This is a genomic window from Paenibacillus sp. FSL M7-1455, assembly GCF_038004655.1.
Taxonomy (GTDB): Bacteria; Bacillota; Bacilli; order Paenibacillales; family Paenibacillaceae; genus Paenibacillus_AQ; species Paenibacillus_AQ cookii.
In genome coordinates, this window is record NZ_JBBORO010000001.1 from 3,372,328 (window position 1) to 3,397,700 (window position 25,373).

The 25,373-nt window shown below is 52.9% G+C and carries 22 protein-coding genes and 1 riboswitch; of the genes, 5 read left to right on the top strand and 17 right to left on the bottom strand.

Annotated features, from left to right (window positions below):
• Positions 1 to 27 precede the first annotated feature (27 nt).
• The 5 genes from NYE48_RS15545 to NYE48_RS15565 form a co-directional block, all read right to left on the bottom strand.
• Positions 28 to 792 carry a DUF4247 domain-containing protein gene (locus NYE48_RS15545; RefSeq protein ID WP_212948531.1) on the bottom strand — a complete coding sequence of 255 codons (765 nt, stop codon included), beginning with the start codon at positions 790 to 792 and terminating at the stop codon, positions 28 to 30.
• Positions 793 to 802: 10 nt separating this feature from the next.
• On the bottom strand, positions 803 to 1,309 hold the full coding sequence (locus NYE48_RS15550) for a DUF4178 domain-containing protein (RefSeq protein ID WP_036711992.1): 507 nt from the start codon (positions 1,307 to 1,309) through the stop codon (positions 803 to 805).
• Between the two features lie 50 nt (positions 1,310 to 1,359).
• Positions 1,360 to 1,764 (bottom strand): DUF350 domain-containing protein, encoded by a 405-nt coding sequence (locus tag NYE48_RS15555; RefSeq protein ID WP_036711990.1) that lies wholly within the window; start codon positions 1,762 to 1,764, stop codon positions 1,360 to 1,362.
• A gap of 115 nt (positions 1,765 to 1,879) precedes the next feature.
• Entirely contained in the window at positions 1,880 to 2,548 is a 669-nt protein-coding gene (locus NYE48_RS15560; RefSeq protein WP_036711989.1) for a PspA/IM30 family protein, read from the bottom strand.
• A 103-nt stretch (positions 2,549 to 2,651) separates the two neighbouring features.
• Entirely contained in the window at positions 2,652 to 3,674 is a 1,023-nt protein-coding gene (locus tag NYE48_RS15565; RefSeq protein WP_340999317.1) for an NADH:flavin oxidoreductase/NADH oxidase, read from the bottom strand.
• 217 nt (positions 3,675 to 3,891) lie between these two features.
• On the opposite strand from NYE48_RS15565, the gene NYE48_RS15570 reads away from it, so the two are divergent.
• A complete protein-coding gene (locus NYE48_RS15570) occupies positions 3,892 to 4,713 on the top strand; it encodes a polysaccharide deacetylase family protein (RefSeq protein WP_340999318.1) in 822 nt (273 codons plus the stop codon).
• 86 nt (positions 4,714 to 4,799) lie between these two features.
• On the opposite strand, the gene NYE48_RS15575 is transcribed toward NYE48_RS15570, so the two are convergent.
• The 4 genes from NYE48_RS15575 to NYE48_RS15590 all read right to left on the bottom strand — a co-directional run bounded on the left by NYE48_RS15575 (position 4,800) and on the right by NYE48_RS15590 (position 8,137).
• A complete protein-coding gene (locus NYE48_RS15575; protein ID WP_036711987.1) occupies positions 4,800 to 5,456 on the bottom strand; it encodes a 3D domain-containing protein in 657 nt (218 codons plus the stop codon).
• 7 nt (positions 5,457 to 5,463) lie between these two features.
• Positions 5,464 to 5,618: riboswitch (cyclic di-AMP (ydaO/yuaA leader) on the bottom strand.
• 183 nt (positions 5,619 to 5,801) lie between these two features.
• Complete coding sequence (locus NYE48_RS15580) at positions 5,802 to 6,524, bottom strand: amino acid ABC transporter ATP-binding protein (protein ID WP_212948525.1); 723 nt, start codon at positions 6,522 to 6,524, stop codon at positions 5,802 to 5,804.
• Entirely contained in the window at positions 6,511 to 7,170 is a 660-nt protein-coding gene (locus tag NYE48_RS15585; protein WP_036711985.1) for an amino acid ABC transporter permease, read from the bottom strand. The genes NYE48_RS15580 and NYE48_RS15585 overlap by 14 nt, the downstream gene beginning before the upstream one ends.
• A 160-nt stretch (positions 7,171 to 7,330) precedes the next feature.
• Complete coding sequence (locus NYE48_RS15590) at positions 7,331 to 8,137, bottom strand: transporter substrate-binding domain-containing protein (RefSeq protein ID WP_340999321.1); 807 nt, start codon at positions 8,135 to 8,137, stop codon at positions 7,331 to 7,333.
• A 313-nt stretch (positions 8,138 to 8,450) separates the two neighbouring features.
• Between NYE48_RS15590 and NYE48_RS15595 the strand changes: the two genes are divergently transcribed.
• A complete protein-coding gene (locus tag NYE48_RS15595; RefSeq protein ID WP_339324537.1) occupies positions 8,451 to 10,202 on the top strand; it encodes an alpha-glycosidase in 1,752 nt (583 codons plus the stop codon).
• A 75-nt stretch (positions 10,203 to 10,277) separates the two neighbouring features.
• On the opposite strand, the gene glgA is transcribed toward NYE48_RS15595, so the two are convergent.
• Together glgA and glgB are read right to left on the bottom strand one after the other, a co-directional pair.
• Positions 10,278 to 11,714: a glycogen synthase GlgA gene (glgA, locus tag NYE48_RS15600; protein ID WP_340999322.1), complete on the bottom strand. Its 1,437-nt coding sequence runs from the start codon at positions 11,712 to 11,714 to the stop codon at positions 10,278 to 10,280.
• The gene (gene glgB, locus NYE48_RS15605) at positions 11,711 to 13,750 is read right to left on the bottom strand and encodes a 1,4-alpha-glucan branching protein GlgB (protein ID WP_341000673.1); all 2,040 of its coding nucleotides are present in this window, start codon (positions 13,748 to 13,750) and stop codon (positions 11,711 to 11,713) included. The genes glgA and glgB overlap by 4 nt, the downstream gene beginning before the upstream one ends.
• Positions 13,751 to 13,959: 209 nt before the next feature.
• Between glgB and NYE48_RS15610 the strand changes: the two genes are divergently transcribed.
• Positions 13,960 to 15,180: a glucose-1-phosphate adenylyltransferase gene (locus NYE48_RS15610; RefSeq protein ID WP_340999323.1), complete on the top strand. Its 1,221-nt coding sequence runs from the start codon at positions 13,960 to 13,962 to the stop codon at positions 15,178 to 15,180.
• A 109-nt stretch (positions 15,181 to 15,289) separates the two neighbouring features.
• Here NYE48_RS15610 and NYE48_RS15615 read toward each other — a convergent pair whose 3' ends face one another.
• The 5 genes from NYE48_RS15615 to NYE48_RS15635 are packed head-to-tail and all read right to left on the bottom strand — an operon-like array spanning position 15,290 to position 20,750.
• Entirely contained in the window at positions 15,290 to 16,741 is a 1,452-nt protein-coding gene (locus tag NYE48_RS15615) for a HAMP domain-containing sensor histidine kinase (protein ID WP_212948518.1), read from the bottom strand.
• The gene (locus NYE48_RS15620) at positions 16,738 to 17,436 is read right to left on the bottom strand and encodes a response regulator transcription factor (RefSeq protein ID WP_036711982.1); all 699 of its coding nucleotides are present in this window, start codon (positions 17,434 to 17,436) and stop codon (positions 16,738 to 16,740) included. Before NYE48_RS15620 ends, NYE48_RS15615 begins: the two co-directional genes overlap by 4 nt.
• Complete coding sequence (locus NYE48_RS15625) at positions 17,429 to 18,775, bottom strand: hypothetical protein (RefSeq protein WP_036711979.1); 1,347 nt, start codon at positions 18,773 to 18,775, stop codon at positions 17,429 to 17,431. Before NYE48_RS15625 ends, NYE48_RS15620 begins: the two co-directional genes overlap by 8 nt.
• A gap of 42 nt (positions 18,776 to 18,817) precedes the next feature.
• Positions 18,818 to 19,543 carry a phosphonate ABC transporter ATP-binding protein gene (locus NYE48_RS15630; RefSeq protein WP_339324532.1) on the bottom strand — a complete coding sequence of 242 codons (726 nt, stop codon included), beginning with the start codon at positions 19,541 to 19,543 and terminating at the stop codon, positions 18,818 to 18,820.
• A 55-nt stretch (positions 19,544 to 19,598) separates the two neighbouring features.
• A complete protein-coding gene (locus NYE48_RS15635) occupies positions 19,599 to 20,750 on the bottom strand; it encodes an MFS transporter (RefSeq protein WP_341000674.1) in 1,152 nt (383 codons plus the stop codon).
• A gap of 168 nt (positions 20,751 to 20,918) precedes the next feature.
• Here NYE48_RS15635 and NYE48_RS15640 point away from each other — a divergent pair, with 168 nt between their 5' ends.
• Both NYE48_RS15640 and NYE48_RS15645 read left to right on the top strand, forming a co-directional pair.
• A complete protein-coding gene (locus tag NYE48_RS15640; RefSeq protein WP_036711973.1) occupies positions 20,919 to 21,836 on the top strand; it encodes an ArsR/SmtB family transcription factor in 918 nt (305 codons plus the stop codon).
• Between the two features lie 13 nt (positions 21,837 to 21,849).
• Positions 21,850 to 22,617, top strand: a complete 768-nt coding sequence (locus NYE48_RS15645) for an HAD family hydrolase (RefSeq protein ID WP_036711971.1) — start codon at positions 21,850 to 21,852, stop codon at positions 22,615 to 22,617.
• A gap of 26 nt (positions 22,618 to 22,643) precedes the next feature.
• Here the strand turns inward: NYE48_RS15645 and NYE48_RS15650 are convergent, their stop codons facing one another.
• The gene (locus NYE48_RS15650; protein ID WP_340999325.1) at positions 22,644 to 25,001 is read right to left on the bottom strand and encodes a DNA topoisomerase 3; all 2,358 of its coding nucleotides are present in this window, start codon (positions 24,999 to 25,001) and stop codon (positions 22,644 to 22,646) included.
• Positions 25,002 to 25,373: the final 372 nt, after the last annotated feature.

A 25,373-nucleotide genomic window follows, 5' to 3' on the forward strand; every position in this document is an offset into this window, starting at 1 on the left:
TCCATGCTTCGTGCGTTGCTTTTCCCGTCATCTCCGCGACCTTCGCGTTATTTTTCCCGAACCGACCCTCGTTTTAGGCTTGGTGTACGACTTTTTCGGTGAATCAAACAAGCCGCCCGACCCGCTTCCGCGGGATATTTTCCCCCTCGATGGGGTGGTCGAATCCGGTTTGCGGTCAAAGATGCTGCCCCCTGAGCCGACGCTCGAATCCCCTCCGCTCGAACCCCGGCGGAAGATCGAACCCTTTTTCTCCACCGTCAGCGGAGGCGCTACCTTTTTGTCGCTGGAAGTCGGGGCGTGGTACGTCCCTTGTTTCGGCTGGTAAATGTCGCGGCTGGAATACCCCCGGTATCCGCCGCCCCCGCCGAACGAATCGAATAGATGCCCGATGAGCGCTGCCGTCAGATAGCCCTGCAGGAAGCTCGAATCGTAGTTTTTCTGGACGTATTCCTGGGAATCCACTTCGATCAGCGTATCGGTTTCCTTTTTGGGATCCTTTTGCAGATGATAATAATCATGGCCGTAAACGAGAAACATATGCTCGGCGTCCTCTTTGGACATTTGGTCCGGCGTTTTCTCGTCCGATAGTTCCTTTGCCACTTCCGGGACGGTTTTATCCGCTGCGCGGTATACGTACGAGGTCGCATTGCCGCTTCGGTTCACCGATTCCAAAGGATACGTTTCCTTCACGTTCGGAGCGCCGATTCCGCACCCGGTCAAAAGCGACATGACAAGGCTGATGACAAGCAGGATTTTCAAGCTGAGCAGCGACCGCCCGTGTCGTCCTTTCATACGATCACTCCTAATTGGCCCGGATGACCCTTACGTCTCCCGGCAGCACTTTCTCTCCTTCGTATAGCATGAAACGCCCGTTTTGCCATTCGATCCGCACCAGCCGGTAATCGTCCGATTGGTACTGCCAGACGTGCTGCGCGCCGCTTTGGGTAAACGGCGTTTTGCCGTTGATCATGACATGGCCTTCGTATTCTTCTTCCAGATAAAAAATCTTGTCGTCCAATTCCAGCTCTGTCGGAACCTCGCTCGGATTGTCGAGGCGTCCGTCGAGCGGACTGTACAGCGCATATTGCAGCGTTTCGCGCTCTTCGATGTGCAAATACATGATGGTGTTGCCGTCCTGAAGCGTAAGGACAACGGCGTTGCGTCCGCGGTTATGGACCCTTCCCGTCACTTCGTACGTCACCAGGGACACTTCGCAAATATCCCCCGGCATCAGGGATAGCATGCTTTTTTCCGCTTTCGGCGGCTCGGGTTTGGCAAACAGGTTGCCAATACGTTTAAATACGCTCATAATGTGATAACTCCTTACGTTCCATACTTAGTCTGCGACGAAACTCTAAATTATAGGCAGGCGGTAATAATTAACGCCCCCACCAGATGGAGCGAACCTGCAAACAAGCCGTAACCGATCTTTCCCTGCTGCGTGCCGACGTCCAGCTCCAGTTTGGCCCATACCCGGAGAAGCACCCGGACGACGGCCTCCAATACAAGCAAGATCAGGAACGAAATGATGGAAACCATGATGGCATCCAGCAAATTGTTGGATGTGCTAATGGATGCGGACAAAATGTAACCTTGCGCAAGCAGCTTCAGCACAAGTCTTGTCGTCACCGCCATGTTGCCCGCCTTGACTTCCTCAAAGTCCTTGTATCTCGTGAACAGCGAGTCCACAAACATAAGAATAAACAGGAGCAGGGCTCCGGATCCTGTCCAAACGAGGATCGCCATAATCGTGTTAAAATCCATTGACACGTGCCTCCACAGATTTTTCGTTGTTACAACAGAGCAGCGAAGGGGGACATGGATGGTGCACAATCCCCTTCGCTGCTTTTACAAACTTACGCTTCAATTTCGGACGGTATTACTTGTTTTCGTATTGTTTCATCAAAGCGGCAAGCTCGTCTTCCACGGCTTTGTCTTTGCCGAGCTGTTCGAACTCGTCGTCAAGGGATTTGCCTTTGGAGGACATTTCGTTGCTTGCTTCGGCTTGCGCCTCCATTTGCAGCATTTTTTCTTCCATGCGCTTCATGCCGCTTGTAGCGCTGTCCGTGCTGAAGCCCTGCATCGCTTTATTGATTTCGGTTTGCGCTTTCGCTGCATTATAACGGGCTACCAGCGTCTCGCGCTTGTTTTTCATTTCGGTCAGCTGCTTGCGCATTTCGTCCAGCTTGTTCCGAAGGTTGTCGGCAGCGGCTTTGTTTTGGTCGTAGCTTGCTTTGTATTCCGCCATTTTTTGTTCCGCGGCTTTCTTTTCTTCCAGGGCGCGGCGCGCCAGTTCCACGTTTTGAGCTTGTGCGGCCGTATGGGCTTGCTGGGTGCGCTTTTCGACGAGAGCTTGTTGTTCTTCGTAGAGCTGCTTGAATTTTTTCTCGATCGCGATTTGCGCGGCTACCGCTTTCTCCGCATCCTCAAGATCTTCCGTCATATCGCGGATGTATTGGTCGGTCATTTTCACCGGATCTTCCGCTTTATCGATAATAGCGTTAATGTTGGACATCGTCAGGTCGCGTAATCTTTTAAAAATTGCCATCGTGTCATTTCCTCCTAAAAAGGGTTTAAGTTTGTTCTTTATGATATTCTTTTACGGCGCAAAACCGAAGTCGTTTCAAAAATCGAAAAAAAATTTTCGCTTCTCAGAAACCGCGAAGGTACTGCTTCGGAATTTTGGCGCTGCCCTCCAGCGCCTGCGAAGCATGCAACGCCCAATAAGGGTCCTTCAGCATGCCGCGGCCGACCGCGACCAAATCCGCCTGCCCGTTCAGCACCACGCTCTGGGCATCCTCGAAACCTTCAAGCCGTCCGACGGCAATGACCGGCACGTTCAGCTTTTCCTTCAGCTGTTCGGCCAGATTCACTTGGTAACCGGGACCGGATTTCGGCCCTCCGTTGGAACCGACCGGACCTTCCCCTCCGGACGACACGTGAAAAATATCCACTCCCGCATCCCGGTAACGGCGGCATACTTCGGCAATGTATTCTATGCCGTATCCCCCGTCGACGTACTCTTGGGCAGAAACGCGCATAATGACGGGCATCTCTTCGGGCACCGCCTCCTTGACGGCTTTGACGACCTCTTCGCCAAAAAGGGGCAAATCCTGCCCGTAGGCATCATCGCGCCGGTTCGTCAGCGGCGAATGGAATTGATGGATCAGATACCCGTGCGCGCCGTGGATTTCAACCGTGTCGAAGCCCGCTTCCACGGCCCTTCTCGCAGCTTCCTTATAAGCCTGCACAAGTTCCTTCACTTCTTCGGTGGTCAGCGCCCGCGGGGTGCGGTATTTCTCGTCAAAACGGATCGCGGAAGGCGCTACCGGCGGGCTTGCGTCTTCGGCTTTTCGTCCGGCGTGCCCCAGCTGAATGCCGATCCGCGTGCCGTACGTATGTACTTCGTTTACGATTTTGCGGTATGCGGGGATCTGCTCGTCGCTCCATATTCCCGTATCCCGGTTCGTGATGCGCCCATCCGGATGCACTGCCGTCATCTCGACGATGATCAGTCCTGTTCCGCCGACTGCCCTGGAAACATAATGCACAAAATGCCAGTTGTTAGGAACGCCATCTTCAGCCTGTACCGAATATTGGCACATCGGAGGCATCACGATCCGATTTTTTAATGACAATCCCTTTAATACGTAAGGTGTAAATAAATCCGCCATGCTTAAGTCTCCTTTCAGCGAGCTCTAGTCTTGTGGTTATGCCTTTATCTTGCTCAACAGGACAAGTTTGCACACATTATTATACACCTTCGGCCCGGAATGTTGGCAATATGCGGCATTGATTTGGCCCATCCCTCATAATTCCTTCCAATTCGGGACATAACAGTAGAGACCGTTTCATTTATGAGCACACCGCCGAAAGGAGCCGATGACCGTTATGAGAAACGCCTATCTCGACAAAGCCTGTTTGGGGCTGCTTCTGATCAGCCTCCTTTGCCCAGACCCCGGCCTTCAAGCGGCAAAACTGACAGAACCCTCTCCCTCCCATCCCGCCAAGGAAACGGGCGCAACCAGCGGAGCGGAAAAAGGACAGGAGAACCAGGCGCTGACCTTGGGACAGCTGATCAAAAAATATCCGGATACGTTCAAAATCCACGGCCCCCGCGTCAAGCAAATCGCCCTCACGTTCGACGACGTCCCGGATCCCCGGTTTACGCCGCAGGTGCTTCGCATCTTGTCCGAAAACAAAGTGAAAGCGACGTTTTTTGTCGTCGGCAGCCGGGCCAAAAAACACCCCGACCTTGTCGCCCGCATCGTCCGGGAGGGACATGTCATCGGAAATCATTCCTATAACCATCCCCAGTTCCACAAGTTGACCATGTCCGAATACATGGACCAAATCATCCGAACGGAAAACATTTTGTACGGCATGACCGGCTACAAGCCGAAGCTTATCCGGCCGCCTTACGGGGACATTACCGAAAACCAGCTGCGCTGGGCCAAGCGGGAAGGATACAAAATCGTGAACTGGAACGTGGATTCGCTGGATTGGAAAGGCATCGGCAAAAACACCGTCAAAAAAAACATCATGACCGCCGCCGGGCAAGGCTCCATCATTCTGCAGCATGCCGGAGGCGGAAGCACTTCCGATTTGACCGGCACGATCGAAGCCTTGCCGGAAGTCATTCGCGAGCTGAAGCAAAAGGGATTCACGTTCGTGACCGTGCCTAAGCTGCTGAAAATCCAGAAAGACAAATGACGCTTCAAACGCAAAACAGCCTCCGCGAATTTATCGCAGAGGCTGTTTTGGCGTTCCGGTATATAGGCAGATGACGGGATGCCATCTTATTTAATGAAATACAGTTCGACGTCCTGGAAACCGAAGTTGCTGACCGACTGAGGGCTTCCCGGCACGAAAATGTCGATGCGGTTGCCTTTGATCGCGCTGCCGGTATCGCTGGCCGTGGCCACGAAAGCTTTTTTCGGAAGGCCCGGGAAGCTGTGCCCCGTTACGAGCACTTTCGTGCCGAGCGGAATGACGGACGGGTCGACCGCGATCGTGCCGAGCTCCAAGGGGTTCCCGAAATAGTCGACGGCTCCCCATTTGCCGTTTTCGCTGGCGGCCGAGGAATATGCCGTCGCTTTGACTTTCAGCGTTTTGTTGTAAGCGAAGGTTTTGCCCCAAGCTTCGACGACTTTTTCGCCGGAATCGACGTTAAGCGATGCGGTAATCGCCACCGGCGCAGGATCGGCATAGGCTTTCATCGTTTCGCCGGCAGGTATGTTCAGCTTCAATCCGGCGTAAATGTTGGTTGCCGGTATGTTGGGATTTGCGTTCATCAATTGGTTCAGGTTCACGCCGTATTGTTTCGATAGCGTATAGTAAGTGTCGCCTTCCTTGGCTACATGGACGGAATCCGCATGGACCGGCACGGCCTGTACCGCCAATGCGATGCCAAGCGCCGCTGCAAAAATCTTCATTTTCATAAATCTCTTTTTCATAGTTCCTCCTTAAAATCCTTCATGCCTGCGAGGTTAGCTGTCGGGTTCGGATTGAGGAGACAACCCTACGATCGAATACGATTCACCCCAAGTGAACATGGTGATTCACGGTGGAAATGGTCCCCCGCACTTTTCGTTCCAAAGTTTTGGCTCATTCAATATATCACAATTTTGTAACCTGTGCGCATGAAAATGTTACCAAATTGCAACCTTCCACCAAAAAAGTGCCGTTATTAAGGCGTTTTCACGCTAAAAGACTTCGAAAAAAATGAAGCAAAAGTTACAATCGGCACAAAAAAAGCCCCGGGCAGGAAACGAAGCCCGAAGCTTGAAAATATGGATTTTCTATAGTACCTTGCTCAAAAAGTCTTTGGTTCGCGGATTTTGCGGATTGTTGAAAACCTCGGCAGGCGTTCCTTCTTCCATGATTTTACCGCCGTCCATAAAGATTATGCGGTCCCCGACCTCTCTGGCGAAGCCCATCTCGTGCGTGACGATGACCATCGTCATGCCGCCTTCGGCAAGCTTTTTCATGACCTCCAGCACCTCGCCGACCATCTCGGGATCCAGCGCCGACGTCGGTTCGTCGAACAGCATCACGTGAGGCTGCATGGCCAGCGCCCGCGCGATGGCGATCCGCTGCTTCTGGCCTCCGGAAAGCTGTGAAGGATAAGCATCCTTTTTGTCTTCCAGCCCGACGGTTCGCAGCAGGTCCATCGCGATTTTTTCAGCTTCGCCCTGCGGCATCTTTTTCACTTTGATCGGAGCCAGCGTAATGTTCTGCAGCACCGTTTTATGCGGGAAGAGGTTAAACTGCTGGAACACCATGCCCATTTTTTCGCGGGTCAGGTTGATGTTATGCCGTTTTCCGGTGATCGACTCGCCTTCAAACGTGATTTCGCCGCTCGTGGGAGCTTCCAGCAAGTTCAGGCAGCGGAGGAAGGTGCTTTTCCCCGATCCGCTCGGGCCGATGACGACGACGACCTCCCCTTTCGCGATTTCGATGTCGACGCCTTTCAAAATCTCCAGTTTTCCGTACGATTTATGCAGATCTTTAACGGTGATCATCCGTTCTTAACCTCCTTTCGAACAAACCAAGCAGCTTGGAAAGCAAAAACGTCATGATGAAATAAATCACGGCGATGATCAGCAGCGGTTTAAGGTAATCATACGTGATGGTGTTGACGGCCCCGGCTTGATACATCAAATCGCCGACCCCGATAAAGGACACGATCGAAGATTCTTTGATAATGGTAATGAATTCGTTGCCGATCGCCGGCAGCACGCTTTTAACAGCTTGTGGAAGGACGATATGCCTCATCGTCATGGCTTTGCTCATCCCGAGCGAACGGGCGGCTTCGGCCTGCCCTTTGTCGACGCCTTGAATGCCCGCCCGGAAAATTTCCGCCAAATAAGCGGAGCTGTTGATCGTTAACGTAATGGCGCCCGACTCAATGGCTGAAAATTTGATGCCGAACGAGACGAGCCCGTAATGGATGATGAACAGCTGAACGAGCATCGGCGTTCCCCTCAAAAATTCAACCCAGACGGATCCGATGAAGCGAAGAACCCGAATCCGGGACATCCGCAGCAGCGAAACCAGCATGCCGAGTATAAAACCGCAAAAAACGCCGATGACCGCAAGCAGCAGCGTGTATTGAACTCCCGTGAAGAAATAGGAGCGATACGTCCAAAAAATATTAAAAATGTCCATGTAACGGTCTGTTCCTCCTTATAATACTGGAACCGGGGCTTATGAAGCAGCACGGAACCCCTCATAGATTCGACATGCCGCCGGCACCCCGGGGCAGAAAAAATAGCGGAAATGGCTTCCGCATATTTTTCCTCCGTGCCTATTTATTATGTCGCCGAATTTATTTTTGCGCGGCGAGGTCGCTTGCCTCGGATACGAATTGATCGATTTTGTTTTCCGATTTCAGGCGGTCCAGCGTTTTGTTGATCTGGTCGAGAAGCTCTTTGTTGCCTTTTTTCACGCCGATGGCATAACCGTCTTCTTCGTATTCCGGCACGGCTTCGGCAATCGTCAGACCTTTGACGTTTTTAATGAAAGCTTCCGCAACCGGCTTTTCCATGATAGATGCGTCGACGCGGCCGGAGTTCAGCTGCATGATGATGTCGTTGATTTTGCCGAGGCCGGTGATTTGGGCTCCAGGAATGGTTTTGGCGATATCTTCCTGGATCGAACCGGTCTGGATGCCAAAGGATACGCCTTTAAGCGAGTCCATCGTTTTGTATTTGTCTTTGTCTGCTTCGCGGACGACGACGGCTTGCTGCGCTTTATAATAGTTGTCGGAGAAATCCACCTGTTTTCTGCGGGTTTCGTCCGGGGTCATCCCGGAAATGACGAAATCGACGCGGCCCGTGGACAATTCGCCGAGCAGCGCTTTGAAGTCCATGTCCTTCACTTCCAGCGTCGCGCCCATGTCAGAGGCGATTTCTTTGGCGATTTCGATGTCGAAACCGACGATCTGGTCTTTGCCGTCAATCATTTTGTGGAATTCGTAAGGCGGAAAATCGGCGCTTGTTCCAAGAACGATCGTTTTCGCTTCCGTTTTGCCGCCGGTTTGGCCGGCGCCCTGTTCGGACGATTTATTGCCGCAGCCAGCGATCAAACTTCCCGCCAACACCAGGCATACCGTTAAAATACCCCATTTTTTCATGATCTATCTCCCCTTGTTCTTTGTCTTTGTTTGATTGGATTAACGCTAGTATGGACTTGATGGCATGTCGTAATCAGCTTTCAGAAAACATGTTTTATCGTACAACAAACTGCATTTTTATGCAATGTATTTTCACGTAATTTCATCTAATTACAATATATTTCCAGACCCTTGGACCTATCCGTTTCATTTCGACTTTAGATTGGTAATTAACCTACATGATACATTGCCGAATCATGCTTCGGAGCATACTACCGTTACGAGCGACCGCATGATTGGCAGCATATAGAGGATTTATTGGAGGTGCAGTGTCATGCTATTGGAGGCTTTATACCACGTGCCCCGCAACAAGTGGGCTTATGCTTACGATCCGCGGACCATTCATTTGAGATTCCGAACGAAGAAAAACGACGTGACTTCGGTCGTCGCAATGACCGGGGACAAATACGACTGGAAGGCCACCTATTTTGAAATTACGATGGACAAGGCGGCCTCCGACGAAATGTTCGATTATTGGGAGGCGGCGGTCAAGCCCAAATACAAACGTTTATCTTACGGGTTCCGCATTTCGGCCGGCTCCGAAACGGTGTACATGGTCGACAGCGGCATTTACCGGAATTGTCCGCCTCCGCCGGGCGGATATTACGAATTCCCGTACATACATGAAATCGATGTGTTCAAAGTGCCGGATTGGGCCAAGGATGCCGTCTTCTATCAAATCATGCCCGAACGGTTCGCGAACGGCGACCCGCGCAACGATCCGCCGGGAACCGAAGCCTGGGGCGGCAAGCCGAAAACGGACAACTACTTCGGAGGAGACCTCCAAGGGGTGCTGGACCATCTGGACGATCTGGCGGATCTGGGCATTAACGCCATTTATTTTACGCCGCTGTTCAAGTCGCCGTCCAACCACAAATACGACATCGTCGATTATAAGCAGGTCGACCCGCACTTTGGGGACAATGAGCTGCTCAAGCGGGTGGTCGACGCATGCCACGCCAAAGGCATCCGGGTCATGCTCGACGCCGTGTTCAATCATTGCAGCGAGCAATTCCCGCCGTTCCAGGACGTGATCCGAAACGGGGAAAAATCGAAATATAAGGACTGGTTCCATATCAACAAATTTCCCGTCCGGGTCGAGAACGGAATCGCGACGTACGATACCTTCGGCTTTTTCGGGAACATGCCGAAATTCAACACGGCCAATCCCGAAGTCAAAGCCTATTTGCTCGACGTGGCCGAATATTGGATCAAAGAAATCAACCTGGACGGCTGGCGCCTGGACGTCGCAAACGAAATCGACCATCATTTCTGGCGCGATTTCCGAAACGTGGTCAAAAAAGCGAATCCGGAGGCGTATATCGTCGGAGAAGTATGGAGCGATTCGCTCGCTTGGCTTATGGGCGACCAATTCGATTCGGTGATGAATTACCCGTTTGCCGACAAAGTGCTGGAATTTTTTAACGGCGGCATGGACGGCGCGGCTTTTTCCGATCGCATGAGTTCGCTGCTGATGCGTTATCCCCAGCAGACGAACGAGGTCGTTTTTAACATGCTTTGCAGCCATGACACGCCGCGTTTGTTAACCCGGCTCGGCGGGGACAAACGAAAAATGAAGCTTTCCGTCGTGTTTCTTTTTACGTATATGGGAACGCCCTGCATCTTTTACGGCGATGAAGTCGGCCTTGCCGGCGACGGAGATCCGGACTGCCGCAAATGCATGATTTGGGAAAAGGACAAGCAGGACCGCGACTTATACGATTTCTACAAATTGATGATCGGTCTCCGCAAAACCCATAAGGCGCTGCGCGAAGGCAGATTCCGGTTCCTCAAAGCCGAGCCGGGAAACCCGTGCATCATCTACGAACGCGCCGACGACCAGGATCATTTTACGATCTGGATGAACAATACGGCGCAAAAGCAAACGCTGTCGCATCCGATGGAAGCCACGGATTGGCAGGACGCGTTAAGCGGGGAAAAGGTCTCGCCCGAAAACGGCGTCATGAACGTTGCCCTGGATCCTTACGGGTACCGCATACTATACCGGCGCATCGCCAAAAAGTAATTCGGCGGAACGAAAAAGAAGCGCTCGAAGTCTTGGATCAAGACTTTGAGCGCTCCTTTTTTTTATCCGGCCGGCCTAAGTTCCGATCGTCACGCGATCGTAGATTTCCTGGTAAGCGCGGGCCGATACGTTCCAGCTGTAATCGCCGCTGACGGCGTTTTTGACGATTTGGCTCCAGTGCCGTGGCTGCCGGTAAAACGACACCGCCCGGCGGATCGTGTGCATCATGTCATGGGCGTTGATATGGGCGAAGCTGAAGCCGTTCCCTTCCCCCGTAAATTCGTTGTAGGCCTGCACCGTGTCATTCAGTCCGCCCGTTTCCCGGACGATCGGAATGCTTCCGTACCGCAGCGCGAGCAGTTGGCTGATCCCGCACGGCTCAAAACTCGACGGCATCAGGAACATGTCGCTGGAGGCGTAAAATTTGCGCGACAGCGCCTCGCTGAACGTAATCCGGGCGGACATCTTTTGCGGGTGGCGCCGCTCCGCCTCCTTGAACCAATGCTCATATTTGCCGTCTCCGGTGCCCAGGATCACGAACTGGATGTCATCGAAAGTGAGCATTTCGTCCAGCACCCGGATGACCAGCTCCAGGCCTTTCGGTTCCACCAAACGGGTCACCATAGCGATGAGGGGCGTATCGGCCGAAACGGGCAATTCCAGCTCTTGTTGAAGCCGGATTTTATTTTCTTTTTTCTTGGCGAGGCTTGAACGGTATTGCTTGGCGATATGCGGATCGGTTGCCGGATTATAGCTTTTCGTATCGATCCCGTTTACGATCCCGCTAAGCTTCGGTCCCAATGCGCGCAGAAGCCCATCCAAACCGTAACCGTAATAGGCCGTTTGGATTTCCCGGGCATACGTCGGGCTGACCGTCGTCACATGATCCGAATACACGATGCCGCCTTTCATGTAATTGACTTTTCCGTAATATTCGAGTCCATCCATCGTAAAATACCGGTCATCCAGCTCCAGCAACTCCCCCAGTACTTCATACGGAAAAATGCCCTGGTAGAGCAGATTGTGGATCGTATAAACCGTCCGGATGCCCTCGTAAAAGGGGTCATGCCTGTAATGGGCATGCAGCAGGACGGGAATAAGCGCCGTATGCCAGTCATGGCAGTGAATGACGTCGGGCCGGAAATCGATCGCCTGCAGCAGCTGCAACACCGCCCGGTTCAAAAACGCGAACCTTTCCCCGTCATCCATGTAGCCGTATACGGCGTCGCGGCCGAAGTAATATTCGTTGTCCACGAAATAATAGGCGATGCCGTCGTGATTTAACGTTTCGATGCCGCAATATTGGCTTCGCCAGCCGACCGGAACGTAAATCTCGCCGACATGCTCCATTTGTTCCCTGTATTGTTCCGGGATGCCCCGGTATTTCGGAAGCACGACGCGGACATCCACGCCGTTTGCCGCAAGCGCTTGGGGCAATGCTCCGATCACGTCGGCCAACCCCCCGGTTTTGATGAACGGGACGGCTTCCGCGGCAGCAAATAATACGTTCATGCTTCGTTGTCTCCTTCCTCTGCCATTAAACTTTCGACAAGGATCCGGCTTCCTTTTTTGCCGGTTTCGGGCCGCAGGATCGGCCTAGCGGCCTCAGCGCGGCGGTCTTGCCGCCTTCCCTTGGATGGGATGTTCCTGTTCTTCTTGGCGGCCGGTGCCCGCTTTAGAATGATCAGGCTCAGCGGCGCAAGCGTCAGCTCCAAGCTGTTTGGCTCATCATGCCAGGGGATTCGTTCCGACCGGATCGGGCCGTTGACCGATACGCCCTGCCCCCCGTACGTTTGGTCTTCGCTTTGGAACAACGGAACATAAGTCCCGGGACGAGGCACGCCGATCCGGTAATGCTCGCGCCGTACGGGAAGAAAATTAATGAGGACGATGAGCGTGTCGGCTTGTTTTTTCCCTTTTCTCACAAAGGAAATGACGCTTTGCGAAAAATCGTGCGGACTGATCCACCGATATCCTTCGGGCTCATGATCCAGCTCCCACAGCGCCTTCTCCTGGAGATAGAGCCGGTTCAAGTCGGCCGCGTATTGCTGCAGCTGACGGTGTCTTTCGTACTCCAGCAGCAGCCAATCCAGCTCATGCTGGTCGCGCCATTCGATGAATTGGCCGAATTCGCCGCCCATGAACAGCAGCTTTTTTCCCGGATGCGTCATTTGATACCCGAGCAAAATGCGAAGTCCGGCGAACTGCTGGTCATAACTGCCGGGCATTCGGCCAAGCAGCGATTTTTTGCCGTGCACGACTTCGTCATGGCTCAGCGGTAAAGCGAAATTTTCCGAATAGGCGTAGACAATCGGGAACGTCAGCAGGTTATGCTTCGACGGCCTTTGCTCAAAGGGGGCCTCGACGTAATCAAGCGTATCGTTCATCCAGCCCATATTCCATTTGTAGTTGAACCCGAGCCCGTTTTCGCTGACCGGGGCCGTGACGCCCGGCCAAGCGCTGGACTCTTCGGCCATCATGAGCGTGTGGGGAAAATAGGCGAACACGGTTGCGTTCAGCTGCTGCAAAAAACGGATGGCCTCCAAATTTTCCACGCCGCCGCGTTCGTTTAGCGGAAACTGGCCTTCCTTTTTTTCGAAATCAAGCCGGATCATGCTGGTCACGGCATCCACGCGGAGTCCGTCGATATGGAATACGTCGAGCCAAAACAACGCATTGGAAATCAAAAAAGAACGGACCTCCGGTTTGCCGTAATCGAAGCTGAGCGTCCCCCAGCCGGGTTTTTCGGCCTTTAAAGGATCAGCGTATTCAAACAACGGCGTGCCGTCGAACATGCGCAGCCCGTGGGCATCTTTCGTGAAGTGGGCGGGAACCCAGTCCAAAATGACCCCGATATCGGCCTGATGGCAGGCATCGACGAGATACATAAAATCATGCGGCGAACCAAAGCGGCTCGTCACGGCGTAATACCCCGTGCATTGATATCCCCACGACAAGTCGTAAGGATGTTCGGCCAGCGGCATAAATTCCACGTGCGTATAGTTCATCCGTTTCAAATAAGGGATCAGCAGATCGGCGATTTCCCTGTACGAATACAGCGATCCGTCTTCCTTCCGCCGCCAGGTTCCCAGATGCATTTCGTAAATGTTGACGGGCTTGGCGTACGGCCCTCTTTTTTTCCGCCGCCATGCCGCATCGCCCCATTCATACCCGCCGAGGTCCGTGACGACGGAAGCCGTTGCGGGACGAAGCTCCGCCTGAAAAGCATACGGATCCGCTTTGAGAAAACGTTCGCGATGCGGCCCCTCGATATCGAATTTGTAAAAAGTACCTGTCCCGATCCCCGGAAAAAAACGAGTCCAAATGCCCGAATCGGGTATCTTATGTAATGAATCCTTCGCTCCGTTCCAACCGTTGAAGTCGGAAGCCAGACCGACATGCCGCGCATGCGGAGCCCAGACGGTAAACCGGACGCCTTCCAGACCATCTTCCACAGCAGGATGAGCGCCCAATATTCTGTAACTGTGGTAGGAAGTCCCTTCATGGAATAAGTATATGTCTTTTTCTGTAGGCGCAGCCCCGGGCATCCCATTCGTTTTTGCCAATCAAGATCACCTTCTTTTATTAAAAAGAGTGGACGTGTACCATTACCCCATTGTAGCCAGATTAAACATAAAAATGACTCCTGAAAAATAAATTCGTAATTTTCCAAATTTTTTTCAATACAATTGTTTCAGATGGGCGAGGCCCCGTTTAAGCAGTAATTACCTTGACAAATTTTTGGGAGGGAAACGACATGAAAAAGAAAGAATGCATCGCCATGTTGCTTGCCGGGGGCGAAGGCCGCAGGCTGGCGCCTTTGACATCCAAACAGGCAAAGCCTGCCGTGCCTTTTGGCGGCCGTTACCGTATCATCGACTTTCCTCTCAGCAACTGCGTGAATTCGGGGATTGACACGATCGGTGTTCTCACGCAATATGAGGCGGAATCGCTTCACAACCACATTGGAGAAGGCGAACCTTGGGGCCTGAAACGCAGCGGAGAAGACGGCATCACGCTTCTGCCTGCATGCAGCGCAAGCTCTGCGACATACTTAGGGACGGCAGACGCGGTTTACAAAAACCTGGAATACATTGATCGCCAAAAGCCCGAACATGTCCTCGTCCTTTCGGGTGATCATATTTACCATATGGATTACAAAAAAATGCTCCGGTTCCATAAAGAGCAGCGTTCCGAAGCGACCATATCGGTCATGGAGGTGCCTTGGGAGGAAGCGAGCCGCTTCGGCGTCATGAGCGTGGACGGAAATCACCGCATTTCCGAATTTGCCGAAAAGCCGGCCGTGCCGGAAAGCAATTTGGCTTCGATGGGCATCTATCTGTTTCAATGGGATTACCTCCGCCGCCATTTGATCGAAGATGCCGAGGATGCCCATTCCAGCCATGACTTCGGCAAAGACGTCATCCCGAAAATGCTTGCCGAACAGAACAGATTGTTTGCATACCGTTTTGACGGGTATTGGAAGGATGTCGGAACCGTTCACAGCCTGTGGGAAGCGCACATGGACTTATTGTCGGACGATAACGCACGGAAGCTCCACAACAGCGATTGGCCGATGTACACCCGCCCTTGGGCCGCAAAATCGGCAGCGCATCGCATGCGGGCCGGAGCGACCGCGAACTGCCTCGTGTCCGAAGCTTCCTCCATCGACGGCACGGCCCATCAATCCGTTATTTTTTGCGGCGTCGAAATCGGAAAATATTCGGAAATCAAGGACAGCATCGTGATGCCGAACGTAAGGATCGGACGGAACGTCCACATCGAACGCGCTATTATCGGGGAAGGCGCCGTCATCAAGGACGGTACCATACTAAAAGGCTCTCCGGATCAGGTGCTTGTGGTAGGGCCCTACGAAACGGTGCTGCCCAAACCGACGATTCGTACACAGCCTGCCCGCCTTTTGCAGGAAGTATACGAAAAAACCGGGCGACTGCGTGCGGAAGGCTTATCTTCATAATATTCAAGCAAAGCCCAAAGCTTGTTTATTAATTTTCGCGAAACTGCAAACAAGGAGAAAAAGCAAAAAGAGCGAGATCCATGGAATTGGATTTCGCTCTTTGCGGTTTTTATTCGTTCCGGGAACCTTCCGGAAGCTGCATTTGCGTTTCCTGCGCCTGGACCGCAGTCTCCTCCTCAAGCAATCTCGGCAAACGGACGACGATCGTCGTGCCCACGCCCAGCTCGCTTTGGATCAGCAGAATGCCGTGATGCAGCTCGACCAGCTGCTGCGAGATGGCCAGCCCGAGGCCCGTACCGCCATTCAGCGGATCAACCTGGAAAAACCGGTCCTTGACCTTCACCAAATGATCTTCGCTGATGCCGATCCCCGTATCATGGACTTGAACCACGACGTTGTTGCCTTCGAACGTAACCTGCAAATCGATAAACGAATTTTCGTGCGAAAACTTGATCGCGTTGTCGACCAGGTTCAAAAACACCTGCTTGAGGCGGTTGGCATCCCCTTCAACCAGCGGTTTGTCGACCGAATCGAGCCGGAGCTGGATCGAACGTTTTTCCGCTTTGGTCCACAAATTCAGCATGATCTCCTGCAGCAGCTCCTTCAAATCCACGCGGCCGAACACGACCTTCATTTCGTTTTGCTGCAGCTTGGAGAAATCGAGGATTTCTTCGACGAGGCCGATCAGGCGCTCGGTTTCTTTCGTAATGATTTCCATCCCGATTTTCGTTTCTTCCGGATCGTATCCGCCCGAATTGATCGTTTCGCTCCAGCCTTTGATGCTTGTGAGCGGCGTACGCAGCTCATGGGAAATCGAGGAGATGAAATCGTCTTTCACCTGGTTGCTGCGCACGATCTCCTGCGCCATGTAGTTCAGCGTCGAAGCGAGCTCGCCCAATTCGTATTTATAGTCGCCTTTGATGCGGACGTTGAATTTGCCTTTGGCCATCTGCGCCGAAATCGCGGTAATCGTGTTCAACGGCTTGACGATCGAGTTCGCAAGCCCCAGGCTGAAGGCAAGAACGAGCGCAAGGACCGCGGCAGCCACGCCGGTAGCGAGGAGCGTGACGTTGAGCAGCTTCTCGTTCACTCTTTCCAGCGAAGTGACGTATCGGACGATGTACGCGTCCTGCCCGTTCGTCTGCTCCATCTTCGACACGGCCATGACGTCTTCGCCCGTAATCGGCTGGCGGCCGACCCATCGCCCGATATTGCCCGATTGGGCTTGGGAAATGTCGCTTGTTTTGATCGACACGTCGGGCTGAAACTCCGAGGAGTTGATGAGGACATCTCCTTGTGGATTCAAAATCTGCAGCTCGGTGAATTTCAATTTATAGTTGGAGAGCAGATTGGTCAGATCGGTCCTGCCGTCATCCGACGTCGTGATGAATTTCTGGTATTCCTCCATCAGCGTTATATGCTGCTTAATATGGCTGTATATGCTGTCATAATAATAGCTTCGTATCGCAAGCAAAAAAATGACTTCGGCCAGGAGCAGCGTCGAAAACACCACGATGAAGTAGTGCATCACGATCTGCCGGCGAATGCCTTTTTTGATCATTGTCCCTGACCCTTCCATTTATACCCGTGACCCCAAACGGTCTGGAGGAATTCGGGTTCGGAAGGATTATCCTCGATCTTCTGGCGAAGACGGCGGATGTTGACGTCCACGATTTTCGGATCGCCCATGTAATCCTTGCCCCAAACGTGATCCAACAGCACATCCCGGCTGAGCGGGGTATTTTCTTTTTCCAGGAAAAATTGTACCAATGAAAATTCCGTCGGCGTAAGTTCGATCGTATGTCCGTTTTTCCGAAACTGCTTCGAAATCAAATCCAGCGAAAACGGCCCGGATTGGAAAGTGACCTTCGCAGACGTTTCGCGGTGAATGTTCACCCTGCGCAGCAGCGATTGGATTCTTGCGATCAATTCCGTCGGGCTGAACGGCTTGCTGACATGGTCGTCCGCCCCTACCGACAGCGCGTACACCTTATCCTGCTCCTGCACTTTGGCCGTCAGGAAAATGATGCCGAGGCGCTGATTGGTTTCGCGGATTCGGCGGCAGACCTCAAACCCGTCGATCCCCGGCACCATGACGTCAAGCAAGGCGATATCGATGTCCGGCGTATTCAGCAAAATATCCAGCGCTTCGTTGCCGTTTGTCGCTTCAAGCACTTCAAATCCGTTGCGTTTCAAGTTGATCACGGTAAACCCGCGGATCGAATCTTCGTCTTCCAAAATTAAAACTTTACTCACTTTGCCTGTCCTTCCTTTCTATTGGCGGTACTTCGTCCTTGGACTTGTTTTTGTTGTTGTTCATGACGTCAAAATCGAAGTTTTTCTTGTATCCGATGACTTTGCCGTTGGTCCGGTACAGGTACTTCCAGTCATCGCTCTGCTTATCCCATTCGCTTTGCGTGAAATATTTGATCTCCGCGATCGTTTTTCCGGTGTCCGTCGCCACGAACCGCAAATATTTGCCCAGCTGCGACTTGGTGTCCACCGTAATTTTGTTATGAAGCTGCGGAGGGAAATATCCGAAATCGAAATCATTTTTGAAATCGTGGAACTTTTCGGCCACGAACTTCAGTCCGCTTTTGCCGTCCCATTGATAATACGCGTAAAAATACGGGACATCATCCTGATTCTTAAAGTACGACCAGCCGGCGGGCGGCTCCAGCAGCGGAATTTCGATGATGCCGTCGCCGTTGATGTCCTCGCTGTACACCCGGTACATCCGCAAGGTTTGATCTTCTTTCGGAAGCACCGATTTCAGTTTGCCGTCCTCCATCACGATAATGCTCGTAATCGAGGATTCCCCGACCGGGGAAAGCGAAGCGTCCAGCACGATGCCTTCCACGCTGTTTCCTTCCGAATCGGCATACACCTTGCCTGCGGCAACGTTGTAGTAATTGTAAATGTACGGCTTCATCTCAAGCTTATCCAGTTCGATAAAACTGCCGTCCTTATATTGATATGTCGTTATGAAGTTGCTTTCTCCGCGTTTCAGGTTAACGACCGTCAGGTCGTTCATATGGTCCCGGTTCATGTCGCTGATGACGTAATTGGTGTACGGAAGCTCAAGAATCCGTTCGACGTTTTTGCCGTTGTAGCTGTAAATGATGAGTCCGTTTTGCAGGTCCTCTTCGGTTTCGTTGTCGCTTTTCCCGGAAAAACCGGCGACGATTTCCATGTGGCCGTCATTGGTCATGTCTTTGAAATACAAAGACTCGAGCACTTTGCCTTCGCCGTCGAACGTGGTTTGTTTTGCCCAAGCGTCGCCGGTTTTTTTGAAGATCATGCCGTGAATGCCGATATTTTGCTCCGATGTCTCGTAAAATACGACGGCTTCGTTTACGCCGTCATTATCCAAATCCACGAAATGGATAATATTGGTATCCTCTTCCGCGTTGGCCCGGATCAGAGTGGAGTTTTCCGGACGGTTCGCCTCGATAATCGAGCGCAATGATTCCTTTTCGGCCGAAAGTTCCGGCGTTTTCATCAGCTGCACCGGGTCGGTGATAAACGAGCAGCCGCTAAGCATCATCACCAGCAGCAAAGCTGCGGGAATATAAAGCCAATTGCGTTTTACCAAACATGATCACTCTTTTCTATCCAAAGCCCTGCTTAACAGGCTTTATAGCATATTTCGTTCGCGAACCGTCAGCCGGCGCCCGGAAATATCGAAGGCGATTTCGCCGCCGGATAAAGCGACGATCCGCGTCGCGTAACGTTCGGCGAGTTCGATCGGGATGACGGTGAGCACGGTCGCCCGCTCTTCTTCGCAGAGCTTTTTCAGCGTCTCCATGACGCTCTCCTGCGATTTCGGATCCAGTCCGATGACCGGCTCATCCGCCAGGATCACCTTGGCCCCATGCACCAACGCGCGCGCGATCGCGATGCGCTGGCGTTCGCCGCCGCTCAGCTTTTCGCATTTGTCATGCGCCTTCTCCAGCAGGCCAAGCTGCTCGATGACGTCCATGGCGCCCATGTAATCGTCCGATCTCACCATGCCTGTCGCCATCCGCCACAGCGGCGTTTGGCCGGCCTGCCCGATCAGAACGTTTTTCAAAGCGGTCCGTTTCAGGTTCAATTGCGGATTCTGTTCTAAGTATGCCCATTCCCGCCTGATTTTTCTTTTTCCGGCAAGCGGATCTTTCAAAATGTCGGTGCCGTCGACGACGAAGCTGCCCTGATCCCATTTTTCCTTCAGCGCCAGACAGCGGAGGAGGGTGCTTTTGCCGCTTCCGCTTGCTCCTACGAGCGCAATCATTTCCCCACGCTGAAAATCGAGAGAGACGCCTTTTAAAACGGGAATTTTGTCGACTCCGACGGACTTGGTTAAATGCTGGATTCTGATCATGGACATTTCTCCTCTTGTCTCTCGTTCTCTTTCTTCTATCATAATGCATTCGCATTCAGGAGTACAGCGATACGCCGGATTCGGAATCCGGCCTCTTCCTGAAAGCGAAGCCGAGGAACCCGAAGAGGACAAAACCCAGGCCGAGCGCGAAAAACAGGCCCCCGTTCCAGCCGTACTGCATCAGGGTGCCCCCGATGTTCGGCCCGGCGATGCTGCCGGCGTTGAAATGAAATGACGCGACCACGTTCGCGGCGGGCAGGAGCGCTTTCGGAAGAATGTCGGCCGCATAAGCAAGCCCAAGCGAAAAAAAGGAACCGATCATGCCGCCGGCAAGAAGAAGCAGCGCCAGAATCGCGGCCGTCGACGTTCCCGCAAGCGGCACGAGCATAAACGCCAGGCCGCCAAGGCTGCCGGTGATCATGAGGATCCGTTTACGTCCGAAACGGTCGCTGAGCATGCCCAGCGGGAGCTGAAGGATCAAACCTCCCACCCCGATAAACGGCAGCAAAAAGGCGATCTGCTGCTCGCTTAGCCCGACGCGCAGGCCGTATACCGGAAAGTTGCTGTTGATTCCCGATTCCATGTAACCATAAAGCAAGGCAGGGATCAGCGCGTACCATGCCAAGGCGTAGCTGCGGCGAAACCGTTTGACCGGACGTTCCTCCGCATCCAGTTTTTCGGCGCGCAGATCCGGGAGTTTGACAAGCACCAGCACCAGCACCAACAGGACGAGCACGGCAAGCACGATGAACGGCGCGTTGTCGCCGAGCTGAAGCAGCGGAATGCCGAGCGGCCCCAGGCTGAAACCGAGGCCATAGGACATGCCGTAAATGGAAAGGTTTCTCCCCCGTTTCTCTTCCGGCGTCACCATCAGCACCCAAAGCTGCGCCGTGTAATGGACCGCGCTGTCTCCGATGCCGACCAGCAGCCGGAGAACGAACCAGAATGTGACGGTTGGCACAAGAGGGAACAATATGACGGAAACCAGCACGAGCACGAGCCCTGCGCTCGCAAGCTTTTTAAAGCCGAGCTTCCCGAGGGTCCGCTCGGCGATGAGCGTCATGGCAAAGGAGCCTACGTACAGGGCTGCCGCATTCAATCCGTTCATGGAGGAGGATACCCCCATCCGTTCGAGAAAAATCGCCAAAAGCGGCAAAAGCAGCCCTTGGCTGACCCCTGCCGCAACGATAACGGTAAGCAAAATCATGTAATTTAAAGATGAAGAGCTGCGTTTCCTGCTGTTGGATCGTGACACGAATATACTTCCTCCTTCTATGCTTCCGGGCAAACTACTTGAACATTATAGTGGACAACCCGCTACTCAACAAGCCATAATGAAGAAGGTGCACTGATTTCATAGGAGGTTGTCAGTTTCATGAACTATGAAGTGAAAGTAGACGTTTCACCCATATATGAGCTGCTGGGCAGTTTCATGGTATATATATCGAAGAAATGGGTCCGCAATCTGGACATCGGGCCGGAATGGATCAGTGAAGTCGCAAGCAAGCTCCCGCCGGACGTGTCGGCCGCCCTGTCGCAAGCGTCGGCTTGGCCTTTCGACGATTACGACGTGCTTTATGCCTGGGCGATCCACCGGAACAACGGCGATTCCGTTCCTTGCTTCCTGGAATGCTTATACGAAACGCCCGACGATGTGCTCCACAAGGCGGCGTCCCCGTACCTTCCGGACCTGACGGTCGAGGAAGCCCGGCGGATCCGCGATCAATATACGCCACTGTTAGAACTATGGTATGAGCATTATTTTAAGAACATCGAACCCGACATTATCCCGCTCATCGAAGAAGATGCCAAAGAGAAACGGATCCTGCTCACCAAAATGGACCCGCTGAGCCTCGTCGAATACGCTTCGGGCGGACTGGTCATCGAAAACGCGCCCGAAGTGCAAACGATTGTGCTCTTCCCGACCGTTCATAATCGGCCGATTAACGCCTATTGCTATTATAAAAAAATGATGCTGATCCAATATCCCGTCGACGTGCCGGAAGAAGACGAGGACGAGCCGCCAACCTGCCTGCTGCGGATGACCCACGCGCTTTCCGATCCGAAACGGCTGCGCTTGCTCCGCTACGTGGCGGAAAAACCGCATTCCCTCAAAGAAATGATCCGGGACCTGGATCAATCCGAGGAACTGCTTAAGCACCATTTGATGATTTTGCGGGTGGCCGGACTTCTCCGGATTCATCTCGGCGTGGAAGAGAAGGAAAAATTCAGCATCCGTCCGGACGGTGCGTCGGAGCTCCAAATGTTCCTGGAATCTTACATGCGTCTATAAGGAGTGAACCGCTTTGAGTCAGACATTCAAACAGCATATTTTGTTCGACCTGGATGACACGCTCATCCATTGCAATAAATATTTCGGCCTTGTGTTGGGCGAATTCTATGAAATGATGCACCACTGGTTCGGAGCCCAGACGCTTACGACCGACGAAATCCGGCAAAAACAAATCGACATCGACGTCGAACAGGTGAACCGCACCGGCTTCAGCAGCGGCAACTTCCCCAAATCCCTGATCGAAACCTACCGGTTTTTCTGCCGCAAATTGGGCCGTCCCATCCGCCTGGATGAAGAACAAGAACTGAACAAGCTCGGGCTAAGCGTGTACGAACGCGAAGTGGAGCCTTATCCCGGCATGGTCGAAACGCTGGAAACGCTGCAGAACGAAGGACATCGGCTTTACCTTTACACCGGAGGGGAGACCGCGATCCAGCAGCGCAAAATCGATCAGATGAAGCTCAGCGACTACTTCGACGACCGGATTTACATCACGCAGCATAAAAACGAAGCGACGCTTGAACATATTTTGCAGGCCGGCGCGTTTGACCGCTCCCGCACCTGGATGATCGGAAATTCGCTGCGAACCGATGTCATGCCTGCGCTTTCCGCCGGACTGAACAGCATTTACATCAAACAGTCCAACGAGTGGGTATACAATATGGTGGAACTGCGTCACAAACCCGACAGTTCCTTTTACACCATCTCCTCGATCGGGGAAGTGCCGGGCATCATCGAGCGCAAACTCGCCGAGGAACGCAAACAACGGGCTCTAAACTAAGAGTCCGTTGTTTTTTTGGGTATGCATTATTCCTCCGCGGAAATTTCGCCCTTTTCCCGATCCAGCAGCACGAAAGCGGCTTGGCGCGGCCCTCCGTCGTCTTCGATCCGAAAACTCCTTGCGGTTTTTCCCTTCAACGCCAACGACGCAATGTCTTCCGGTTCGAGCGAGACGCCGAATTGATCCTTCCAAATGACGAACGTGCAGCCCGTTTTGTAATGGGAGCAGCCATAGCCCCGCCGGCCCATGATTAGCGTGCCTTGGCAGCCGGGTCTTGGGCAAGGGGCGATTCCGGAAACGGTTCTGACCCCCGGCGCAGGTGGTTTCGGTTCCGTATTTTTCGCTGCTTCCGACGCGGATTCGGCTTTTTTGCCTGCCGCTTTTTTGCCTTCAGCTTTTGGGTCTGCGGCTTTTTTCGGAGCCGCTTGGTTTGCGGTTTTGGTTTTGCCGCCGGTTGCGCCGTCCCCGTCATTTCCCGTTGTTTTTTTGCGGCTCCGGGATGGTTTGGTCTCCCCTCCGGGCTTTTCCTCAAAGGATTCTTTCGCGACTCTGGACTGCATTTTCACTTTGCTGATGATCATGGTCGCAAACTTTTTCACGTTGGCCATAAACGCTTCGTCCGAAGCCGAACCCTTGGCGATTTCGTTCAGCCGGCGTTCCCATTGTCCCGTCATTTCCGGCGAAGTCAGCAGGTCCACCCCCGCCCCGCGGATGACCTCGACGGCCATTTTGCCTTTTTGCGTAATGACGATCCGCTTGCCTTTCATCACGATATAACCGACATGCTTCAGCCGTTCGATGATGGCGGCGCGCGTTGCCGGCGTACCGAGCCCCGAGTCCTTCATCGCATCCCGGAGCTCCTCGTCTTCGATCTGTTTGCCTGCGCTTTCCATCGCTTTCAGGAGCGTTCCTTCGGTGTATGGCTTGGGCGGCTGCGTTTCTTTTTCCTTCGCTTTGCTGCGGAGGCAGCGGACGCCTTCTTTGGCATTCAGGTGAAAAGGCGTCGTAACCTCTTCTTCCGCTTGCGATTCGTCCTCGTCATCTTTGTCTTTTTTGGACCGGCTTTTTTTGCCGTCTTTCTTCTGATCGGCATAAATTACCTTCCAGCCCTCTGACAACAGCTGCTTCACCGTCGTCTTAAACGATTCCTTCTCCACTTCCGTCATGACGGTGTGCACCTTGTATTCGGCCGGAGGATAAAAATGGGACAAAAAACGCCGTACGATCAGATCATAAATTTTAGCCTCGTCCGGAGCGAGGTTGCGCGCCGTTTTGTTGGTCGGCAAAATCGCGTGGTGATCCTCCACCTTGGCGGGATTGCACACCGACTTGTTGTTTTTATGTACAATCTTTTTGTCGGCCTGCTCCGCGAATTTCGCATAATCGGTCCCCCGGAGCTGATCCAGGGATTTGTGCATCTGCGGAATGTTTTGCTCGGTTACATAGTTTGAAGTCGTTCTCGGATAACTGATGACCTTATGTTTTTCGTACAGCGCTTGGGCCAGGTCCAGCGTTTTTTTGGCGGAAAAACCGAATTTGGCGTTTGCCTCCCGTTGAAGGAGCGTAAGGTCGTACAGCTTAAACGGATATTCTCTCGTATCTTTCACTTCATAGCTCTGGATGATGCCGTCTTTCCCCTGGACTTTGGCGGCGATCGCTTTTGCTTTTTCTTCGTCCTGAATCCGTTCGCCCTGCCACAAACCTTTGTATTCGGTATCTCCCTGCTTGAATGTCGCCTCCACGTCGTAAAACTTGGCCGAGCTGAACGCGTCGATTTCCTTTTGCCGGTCATAGACCAGCGCAAGCACGGGCGTCTGCACCCTGCCCACCGACAGCAGCACGTTATGTTTCGTCGTAAAGGCGCGCGAGCCGTTCATGCCGATCAGCCAGTCCGCTTCGCTTCTTGCCCGCGCCGCTTTGGACAGGTTTTCGTATTCGCTTCCGTCCTTCAGCTCTTCGAACCCCTTCCGTATCGTTTCGGGCGTAAGGTCCGAAATCCAGAGCCGCTTGACGGGCTGCCGCAGCTTCAAATGCTGCTGGATCAGGCAAAAAATATGCTGCCCTTCCCTTCCTGCATCGCATGCGTTGATCAGCAAATCGCTTCGTTTGGCAAGTTCGGCGATCACCTTGAGCTGGTCCTTCGTTTTCGGATTGGGCTTCAGCTTGAATTGTTCGGGAATGATCGGCAGGTCCTGGATGTTCCATTTTTTATATTTATCATCGTAAGCGTCCGGTTCGGCCAGACCGATCAGATGCCCGATCGCCCAGGTAATGATGTACTTTTCCCCTTCGATGTACGTGCGGGCATTTTTTGCCTTCGGTTCGATTACGGCCGCGATGTTGCGCCCCATGTCGGGTTTTTCTGCAATTACAAGTGTTTTCAAACTACCGTCTCTCCTCATGTGGACGTTCCGTTTCCACGGCAATACCCCCGCAAATGGAAGCACAAGCTTGCGCAAGCAGGCTTCTTTCCGGGGCTCCGGTAACATAGGCTATTATGAATGCAAAAGGCCCAGAAAAGGAAGTTTCCTCGGGCCGCGGATCGTTCATTTCATAGATTCGAATAGTCATAGAATAGCATAAAATCGTCTTTTTTTCAATGAATCCGGCCGGCTCTCCCTTCCAAACGGATGGCTGGGGGCATGTCTTACAGGCCATTCTTTCTATGTCTCTTTAGCTGCTGGTATCATCCGTTTTAACAGAAAAAGACCTCCCTCTTATCAGGGAAGTCTTCTCTGTAATCAAGATATCGATCC

Excerpts from the sequence above, each read along its gene's own strand:
- NYE48_RS15545 (WP_212948531.1), bottom strand. The coding sequence starts at position 792 with ATGAAAGGACGACACGGGCGGTCGCTGCTCAGCTTGAAAATCCTGCTT.
- NYE48_RS15550 (WP_036711992.1), bottom strand. The coding sequence starts at position 1,309 with ATGAGCGTATTTAAACGTATTGGCAACCTGTTTGCCAAACCCGAGCCG.
- NYE48_RS15555 (WP_036711990.1), bottom strand. The coding sequence starts at position 1,764 with ATGGATTTTAACACGATTATGGCGATCCTCGTTTGGACAGGATCCGGA.
- NYE48_RS15560 (WP_036711989.1), bottom strand. The coding sequence starts at position 2,548 with ATGGCAATTTTTAAAAGATTACGCGACCTGACGATGTCCAACATTAAC.
- NYE48_RS15565 (WP_340999317.1), bottom strand. The coding sequence starts at position 3,674 with ATGGCGGATTTATTTACACCTTACGTATTAAAGGGATTGTCATTAAAA.
- NYE48_RS15570 (WP_340999318.1), top strand. The coding sequence starts at position 3,892 with ATGAGAAACGCCTATCTCGACAAAGCCTGTTTGGGGCTGCTTCTGATC.
- NYE48_RS15575 (WP_036711987.1), bottom strand. The coding sequence starts at position 5,456 with ATGAAAAAGAGATTTATGAAAATGAAGATTTTTGCAGCGGCGCTTGGC.
- NYE48_RS15580 (WP_212948525.1), bottom strand. The coding sequence starts at position 6,524 with ATGATCACCGTTAAAGATCTGCATAAATCGTACGGAAAACTGGAGATT.
- NYE48_RS15585 (WP_036711985.1), bottom strand. The coding sequence starts at position 7,170 with ATGGACATTTTTAATATTTTTTGGACGTATCGCTCCTATTTCTTCACG.
- NYE48_RS15590 (WP_340999321.1), bottom strand. The coding sequence starts at position 8,137 with ATGAAAAAATGGGGTATTTTAACGGTATGCCTGGTGTTGGCGGGAAGT.
- NYE48_RS15595 (WP_339324537.1), top strand. The coding sequence starts at position 8,451 with ATGCTATTGGAGGCTTTATACCACGTGCCCCGCAACAAGTGGGCTTAT.
- glgA (WP_340999322.1), bottom strand. The coding sequence starts at position 11,714 with ATGAACGTATTATTTGCTGCCGCGGAAGCCGTCCCGTTCATCAAAACC.
- glgB (WP_341000673.1), bottom strand. The coding sequence starts at position 13,750 with ATGCCCGGGGCTGCGCCTACAGAAAAAGACATATACTTATTCCATGAA.
- NYE48_RS15610 (WP_340999323.1), top strand. The coding sequence starts at position 13,960 with ATGAAAAAGAAAGAATGCATCGCCATGTTGCTTGCCGGGGGCGAAGGC.
- NYE48_RS15615 (WP_212948518.1), bottom strand. The coding sequence starts at position 16,741 with ATGATCAAAAAAGGCATTCGCCGGCAGATCGTGATGCACTACTTCATC.
- NYE48_RS15630 (WP_339324532.1), bottom strand. The coding sequence starts at position 19,543 with ATGATCAGAATCCAGCATTTAACCAAGTCCGTCGGAGTCGACAAAATT.
- NYE48_RS15635 (WP_341000674.1), bottom strand. The coding sequence starts at position 20,750 with ATGATTTTGCTTACCGTTATCGTTGCGGCAGGGGTCAGCCAAGGGCTG.
- NYE48_RS15640 (WP_036711973.1), top strand. The coding sequence starts at position 20,919 with ATGAACTATGAAGTGAAAGTAGACGTTTCACCCATATATGAGCTGCTG.